The sequence below is a fragment of the Rufibacter ruber genome (assembly GCF_001647275.1).
Classification (GTDB): domain Bacteria; phylum Bacteroidota; class Bacteroidia; order Cytophagales; family Hymenobacteraceae; genus Nibribacter; species Nibribacter ruber_C.
Window position 1 is genome coordinate 1 of sequence record NZ_LRMM01000116.1, and the last position, 7,642, is coordinate 7,642.

General features: G+C 50.5%; 5 protein-coding genes. 4 read left to right on the top strand and 1 reads right to left on the bottom strand.

Annotation, left to right across the window (positions count from 1 at the left end; all coding sequences use genetic code 11):
• Window positions 1-124 precede the first annotated feature (124 nt).
• The gene (locus tag A8O25_RS21600; RefSeq protein ID WP_066839631.1) at window positions 125-889 is read right to left on the bottom strand and encodes a DeoR/GlpR family DNA-binding transcription regulator; all 765 of its coding nucleotides are present in this window, start codon (window positions 887-889) and stop codon (window positions 125-127) included.
• Between the two features lie 654 nt (window positions 890-1,543).
• Between A8O25_RS21600 and A8O25_RS21605 the strand changes: the two genes are divergently transcribed.
• Genes A8O25_RS21605 through A8O25_RS21615 form a run of 4 tightly spaced genes read left to right on the top strand, consistent with a single transcriptional unit; the run spans window position 1,544 to window position 7,569 of the window.
• Complete coding sequence (locus tag A8O25_RS21605; protein ID WP_082893825.1) at window positions 1,544-4,774, top strand: SusC/RagA family TonB-linked outer membrane protein; 3,231 nt, start codon at window positions 1,544-1,546, stop codon at window positions 4,772-4,774.
• 11 nt (window positions 4,775-4,785) lie between these two features.
• A complete protein-coding gene (locus A8O25_RS24170) occupies window positions 4,786-5,655 on the top strand; it encodes a SusD/RagB family nutrient-binding outer membrane lipoprotein (protein ID WP_206598734.1) in 870 nt (289 codons plus the stop codon).
• Window positions 5,628-6,275 carry a SusD/RagB family nutrient-binding outer membrane lipoprotein gene (locus A8O25_RS24175; protein ID WP_206598735.1) on the top strand — a complete coding sequence of 216 codons (648 nt, stop codon included), beginning with the start codon at window positions 5,628-5,630 and terminating at the stop codon, window positions 6,273-6,275. Before A8O25_RS24170 ends, A8O25_RS24175 begins: the two co-directional genes overlap by 28 nt.
• Window positions 6,276-6,309: 34 nt before the next feature.
• Window positions 6,310-7,569, top strand: a complete 1,260-nt coding sequence (locus A8O25_RS21615; RefSeq protein WP_066839633.1) for a DUF5689 domain-containing protein — start codon at window positions 6,310-6,312, stop codon at window positions 7,567-7,569.
• Window positions 7,570-7,642 lie beyond the last annotated feature (73 nt).

Sequence of the window (7,642 nt, forward strand, 5' to 3'; positions counted from 1 at the left end):
TGTTTTTTTTTCAAAAAAACAGCCCCAAAAAAACGCAAAAGAGGGGCTCTATTACCCCAACAATAGCAACGCCCCTATGCTCTCTCAAAGAAGACATAGGGCGTTCAGGCAGCAGATCAGCCTTCTACTTGGCTATTATTACTTTAATTCCCCGCTCTTCCAGCTGCTCCACCATGCCGGGCTGTACCCCGCTGTCTGTTACCACGTACTGCACCTGCTCCAGATGACACACACGGCCCAACCCCCTGCGTCCGAACTTGCTGCTATCAGCCAGGACTGCAATTACCTGCGCAGACTCTATCATTTTCTGATTCAGGCTTGTCTCAGCCAGGTTGGTAATGGAAAACCCGAAGTCAAGGTCAATCCCATCTACCCCCAAAAACAGGGTGCCACAGGCAATATCCTCCAACACCCCTTCGGCGTAGGCTCCCGCCACAGAAGAGGAATTAGGCCTGATTACTCCGCCTAGTTGCAACACTTCCACATTAGGCCGGGCACAGAGCTCCAGGGTCACCCGCACGGCAGGCGTAATCACTGTTAAGTGCTTGCTGGGGTAAAGGCAGCGCGCCAACTGGAAAACCGTAGTACCAGAACCAATAATAATAGAATCATGCTGCCCAATGAGCTCCAGCGCGGCTTTGGCAATCTTTTGCTTCTCCTCGGCCCGCATAAACTCTTTCTCGTTGATGGGTCGCTCTATGGTGTAGGGATTGGTGATGGAAGCGCCCCCCTGCGTCCTGAACAGCAGGCTTTTATCTTCCAGCAGCTTCAAGTCCTTCCTAATGGTTACCCCTGTCACCTTCATCAAATCACTCAACTCCTGAATACCCACTTTGCCGTTCTCCTGGAGCCGCTGCAATATCAATTGATGCCTTTCAGTAATGTTCATTTTTCTTCTCTTAGATCATGCCAACCTTTTAACAAGGCACAGCTGTTTCTTTCATGTAAAGTTAAAAACGTTTTCAAATTATTAACTATTTGATAACTGAAAGTATGCTTAAAGCTTTTGTTCCTCCTACTACTTTTACCCCATCATAGTCTTGACACCAACGCAGAGACCATGCCTTTATTCTCTGTTAAAGCTCTTTATCAAGAAAAAACTGCAATCATGTTCGTTTATTATTACCCATTTTCTGCCGGCAACACCACGTATGATTTAACTCCTGTAAGTGCTTTACAAGGTTCCAGCATTTTAAATCACAACTTGCTTCGCTTTCTTTAACTTATATTTAATAAATTTTTGTTTAATAAAATTAAATTTTCTTTCTTTGAAACAAGACATCCATTTAAGGGGTCCATTTTACCAAATTCACAACACTTGCCACCCACAGCAGTCTTGGCACTGGGGGAACTCAGGTGTTTGGCTGTGACACTCAGAGCGCCATTACCTCTTAACCCTTACCGGAACATTATAGAATTATGACGGCAGCCTCTGCACGACTGGGCTACACACGTCCTATTGCTGAACGAAAAACCTCTCTCACACATGTAAATTTCTAAAATGCATACCAGGCCCTTTTCCATTTCATAAACTCTTTCAACTATGTACAAAACTTTACTCAAGCTACCACCCCTGGCATTGGTGCTTTGGCTTTCCGGCTACATAGAACCGGCAAATGGCCAAACCCTGGCCAGCCAGCAACCACCCAGGCAAAGCCAACTGGCAAAGAAGACCCCTGACAGAACCATTACCGGAAAAATCACCTCCAGCTCCGGCGAGCCATTGCCTGGCGTTACTGTTCTGTTAAAAGGCACTTCTATTGCCACCGCCACCGGCACAGACGGCACATTCAGCCTCACCCTTCCCTCCAACCAGGGCACCCTCATCTTCTCCTACATTGGCTTTAAAACTCGTGAAATGAGCCTTCCGGAAACCAACACACTCACCATTGTGCTGGAAGAAGACTCCCAGACCTTGAATGAAGTGGTGGTAACAGCCCTGGGGATTCAAAGGGAAGAAAAAGCCCTGGGCTACTCAGCTACCACGGTGCAGGGCGAGCAACTGACAGAATCCCTGTCTAACAACTGGACAGACGCCTTATCTGGCAAAGTAGCCGGGGTGAATTTAACCCGCTCCGGGTCGGGTCCTGCCGGCTCCAACGCCATCATTCTACGGGGAGAAAGCAACCTCACCGGAGAAAACGGAGCGTTGATTGTTGTTGACGGGGTAGTAATCAACAACGGAAGCGGCCGCATGACCGGCTCTGCCGGGGGCGACCAGCCTGTAGATTTCGGAAATGGCCTAAACGACATCAACCCGGAAGACATTGAAACCGTGACGGTGCTGAAAGGCCCCGGGGCGGCCGCGCTCTACGGCCAGAGAGGCGCCAACGGCGCGGTCGTGATCACCACCAAATCAGGCACTTCCCGCGTAAAAGGCATAGGCGTCACTATCAACTCCAACTCCTCTATTGAAACAATTTCACGGTGGCCAGACTGGCAATACGAGTACGGACAGGGACTGGACGGGCAGCAATACTACTCATGGGGCGCCACCGCAGACGGCCCTACCACCCGCTCCACCAGCTCTGCCTGGGGACCAAAGTTTGAAGGACAGAAATATTTCCAGTTTGACCCCATAACGCAGACCACCGGCAAAGAACGCACCCCGTGGGTAGCCTATCCTAACGCCGTTAAAGACTTTTTCCAGACTGGCAAAACGTTCACCAACACTGTCACCCTGGACGGCGGCAACCTCAATACTGCCGTCAGATTCTCCTACACCAACCTGCACAATGAATGGGTTATGCCCAATACGGGCTACAAGCGCAATACAGTTGCTCTATCAGCCAGCCACAGAGTGAATGAGAAACTGCAGATTGCTACCAAGATCAACTACACCAACAAGTCTACAGACAACCTGCCCGCCATTGGCTACAACAACCAAACTGTCATGTACTGGACCAGCTATTGGGTTCCCAACGGAGACCTTAACTGGCTCAAAAACTACTGGAAGAACAACCGTGCAGGAATAGAGCAGAACTACCCCTTCAGCAGCTTGCCAGACAACCCGTACCTCATCTCCTATGAAATGCTCAATGGGCAAAACCGCAATGGGGTTACCGGTAATATCAACGCTACCTATAACTTCACCAAAGAACTGAGCCTGATGGTGCGCACAGCCATTGACTTTGCCCATGACAAAAGAACCCAACAAAGGCCCTTTGATACTGAGCGCTTCAAACTAGGGCGTTTTGTCTCACAGAACATTTATTCCCAAGAGTCTAACAGTGATTTCCTCCTCAAATACAACAAGATCCTTAATAGCAAGATTGACTTCTCAGTTTCTGCGGGCGGCAGCCACCTAGCTAATGAATATATGAGTGACGAAATACGGGCGGAGAACTTAATCTACCCGCAAATCTTCAAACTTGCCAACAGCAGAGACCTCCCTGTGGCCATCCCCTACCGCAGCAGCTTTGTGATCAACAGCCTCTACGGCTTGGCCACCTTTGGTTTTAATGATTACCTGTTTTTGGACGTAACCGCCCGCAATGACTGGAACAGCGTGCTGGCCACCACCACTTCCACCAGAAACGTCTCCTTCTTTTATCCATCTGTGAACGTTAGCGCCATTGTTTCTGAAATGCTGCGCTTCCCTTCTGCTATCTCTTACATGAAAGTGAGAGGTTCATTTGCCGGGGTAGGCAGCGGCCGGAATACGCCATATCAGACGTTTATTGGCTATAACCCTGTTACCGGCTTCCCGGGCGCGTTAGCCAACCAGACCACGCTGGCTAATGAAAATCTTAAACCTCTCTACACTACCAGTTACGAGGCCGGCCTTGAAATGCGCTTCCTTAAAAACCGACTTGGTTTCAACCTGACCATGTACAGTGGCAGCACCAAAGATCAGATTCTCACCGCAGGACTTGACCGCTCCACCGGTTTAAATGCCGCCGTGATCAATGCAGGCGAAGTGCGCAACCAGGGTATTGAGATTGAAGCCAACGCCACTCTGCTTAAAAGCAGGAAAGGCTTAAACTGGAAAGCGTTCTCCACGTTCTCTGCCAACCGCAACAAAGTACTTTCCCTCACTGATGACCTGCCTTCACTGCAGCTGCAGACCGGCCAGCGGGGTGCTGTAGAAGCCAGGGTAGGCGGCAGAATGGATGCCATCTATGGCATTGGTTATCAACGGGCCCCAGACGGCCAGATCATCTATGAGAACGGCTATCCGCTGCAAACCCAGGAACCCATCTACCTGGGTCACACCAACCCCAACTGGAAGGCCAGCCTGGGCAACGAGTTTAGATACAAACAATTCCGGTTTAGCTTTCTGGTAGACGGGCAGGTAGGCGGCTCTGCCTATTCCATGACCAATGCCATCAACACAGAGTTAGGCAAAATAAAATCTACCCTGCCTGGCCGCGACAATGGCATTGTGGGCAAAGGCGTGATCGCAAACAGAGACGCAGAAGGCAATTTAGACGGCACCTACCGCCCCAATGACGTCATCACAGAGAACATCACCACCTATTATGTAGCCCATGCCGGCCGCGAGAATGTTGAAGGCAACACCTTCAGCACTGACTTTCTTAAACTACGTGAGGCCCGCATTGATTATACACTGCCGGCATCCCTATACAAGCGCATTGGCCTGGAGAAAGCCTCTATTGGCATCTACGGACGTGACCTGTACATCTGGAGCCCCTGGCCAATTTACGACCCTGAATTCGGCTCACTGGCCGGAGGGTCCATTGAAAAGGGCTTTGAGAACGCCCAGCTCCCTTCTACCAGAACAATTGGACTGAACATCACCATTGGCTTTTAATTTCACAAGACATGAAATTTAAGAAACCGTTTATATACGCCTTCTGCCTGCTTACGGCCGCCAGCCCAGCCTGCACAGATGACTTCATGGACCTGGCACAGAACCCCAACGCCAGCGAATTCGCGCTTCCGCAAACCCTGCTGGCACCCGCCATTACTGATGTCCTGAAAAAGAACATGAACCGGGCTCAGCGCATCAACAATGAGCTCATGCAGGACCACATCAACATGGGAGACGTGGAAGGCAAAATTTTCAGGTATGACATCCGGAGCAGTGAGTCAACCTACATGTGGAACAACTGGTACATACAGCTGGCCAACTTTAAAGACGTCTATAAAGGCGGCGCCGAGAGAATCAGAATCACTGCCTCAGATTTGGCTGGCAATACCTATAAAGGCATTGGCTTGATCTGCCAGGTATGGGTTACCTCTCTCATCACGGACATGTATGGCGACGCCCCTTATTCAGAAGCCAGCTTGGGGAAAGACCGCCTATTCCTGCCCAAATTTGACACCCAGCGAGACATTTACGCTGACATGTTCCAGAAACTGGAGGAAGCGAATACCCTTTTAACCACTGCCCCCAATCTTCCGGCCGCTGAAACCAGCGCCGACCCCGTGTATGGCGGTGTAGCCGCCAACTGGCGAAAACTGGGCAACTCTATGTATCTCAGGCTGCTCCTGCGCCTCTCCAACAAAACATCTGAACCCATGGTCAATGACAAAACAGTTGTAGAGAAGTTTAAGGAGATAGCGGAAACCAGAGCGGCCACTTACCCCATCATGACTGTCAATACAGACGGCGCCCGAATCAACTGGACAGGCACCGCCCCTTATGACAACCCTTTCGCCACGTGCGCCCCGCTGACTGGTACGCAGTAAAATACACCCAGTTCTTCATTAACAACCTGAAAGAGTGGTCAGACCCACGACTCCCCATCTGGGCCACTATCTCCAATGGTGAATTTGAAGGGATTCCAGGAGGCTACCCAATGAATATGAATGTCACTCCCAGGTCACAGCCTGTCACCACCCTCGCTTCAGACAACCGCTTAGGGAACATCATGACTTATGCTGAAACCCAATTCATTTTAGCCGAAGCCGCCACCCGCGGCTGGATCACCACCTCAGCCAAAACCTACTATGAGACCGGGATCACCAGCGGCATCACACAATGGAATGCTACCGTACCCACAGACTATCTGACCAAAGAAGAACTGGCTTGGGATGACGCACTGGCCCTGGAAGACAAACTGGAGAAAATTCACCTTCAGAAATACTATGCGCTGTTCTACACAGATTTCCAGCAGTGGTTTGAATACCGCCGCACCGGTCATCCTGTTCTGCCAGTGGGGCAAGGGCATGAAAATGGCGGCAAGATGCCGGCCCGCATGATCTACCCTATTGTGCTACAGTCTACAAACAAAAACAACCTGGATGCCGCCATTGCCAGCCAAGGCCCAGATGACATCAATACATTAGTATGGTGGCAACGGCCTTAAGCAAATCTAATTTACATCTTAGCGAGAACGTCACATGAAAAGAATATATCAGATCTTAGCAGCCTTGCTCGCACTGGGCACCTGGACCTCCTGCGAATATGAAAACTATGACGACCAGAAGGGCACCCTAAGCCCCGTCATTGCTATTCAGGACATTCGCAAGCTCTACCAGGGGCAAGACGTGGTCTTAACCCGGCAGAACATGAAGGAGGCCTACCAGGTAAGGGGCACCGTGATCTCAGATTACGCCAATGGCAATGTTACACCTGGCACGCTCGTGCTCCAAAGCTTTAAGAAAGGATTGACCAAGGGCATTACTTTGCACTTAGGCGATGCCGCCGCCAACTACTCCCTAGGTGATTCTATCTTAATTGAAAATTTAGAAAACGCTGTCCTGACCAAAGTCAACGGAGCATTGCAGCTCAAAGGAATCAATCCCGGCAGCATCACCAAGGTAGCCACCAACAGACCCGTAACACCTATCAACGTCACGGCCTATCTGCTGGACAGCCTCCCAGAGAATTACGAAGCCACTTTAGTGCGGGTGTACGCTGGCGCCATCAAACCCAATCCGGCGGCCACTGACACCTACACCGGCGTCAAGGATCTTACTGACGGCACAGACACCATTGAACTAAACACAGAAGCCTCGGCCACGTTTGCCACCACCAGGCTCCCGGCCAGCGCCACATTCACGGGCATTGCCATGCCCTATGCCGCCACCCCAGAGGAAGCACCCAAAACAAGGCTATGGCCCCGCAACCTGAACGACATAGTAGACGTGGGTGGCCCTGTCTATGAAGGCTTTCCCGAGACTTTTGAAGGCCCCACCAAAACCTCCTACACCTCCCCCGCCACCCTTGATCTGAAAACCGGAAAATGGCGTTTCACCCAGGCATTGCTAGGCCCTACCGCCGGCAGAGACCGGTTCAGCCTGCCGGGCCTGCAAGCGGTACGTTTCCAGCAGAATCTAAGCTCCTCGGCCTACTTGCAAATGGAATTTAATGTATTGAACGGAGCTTCTAAAGTTTCTTTCTCCTATGGCGCCTATTACACAGATGCCTCCAGTACCTTCCGTCTGGAGTATTCAACTGATGATGGCAAAACCTGGAAAGCCTATGGACCTAATATCACAGATGCCAACTCAGTAGCCAAAACCATCACCTACACCATGGACATTCAGGGCAAAGTTAGATTCAGGATTAACAAACTTGGCTTAGGAACAACCAATAACACATCCATAAACAATGGAAGGTTAAGCGTAGATGATTTTGCTGTCTATGAGAAGATGTAGGCCACGCTAGTCTAGGCACATCTGTTTAAGCCTTTGCGTTTCTGGGCTGTTTTTTGAAAAACAGCCCAGAAAC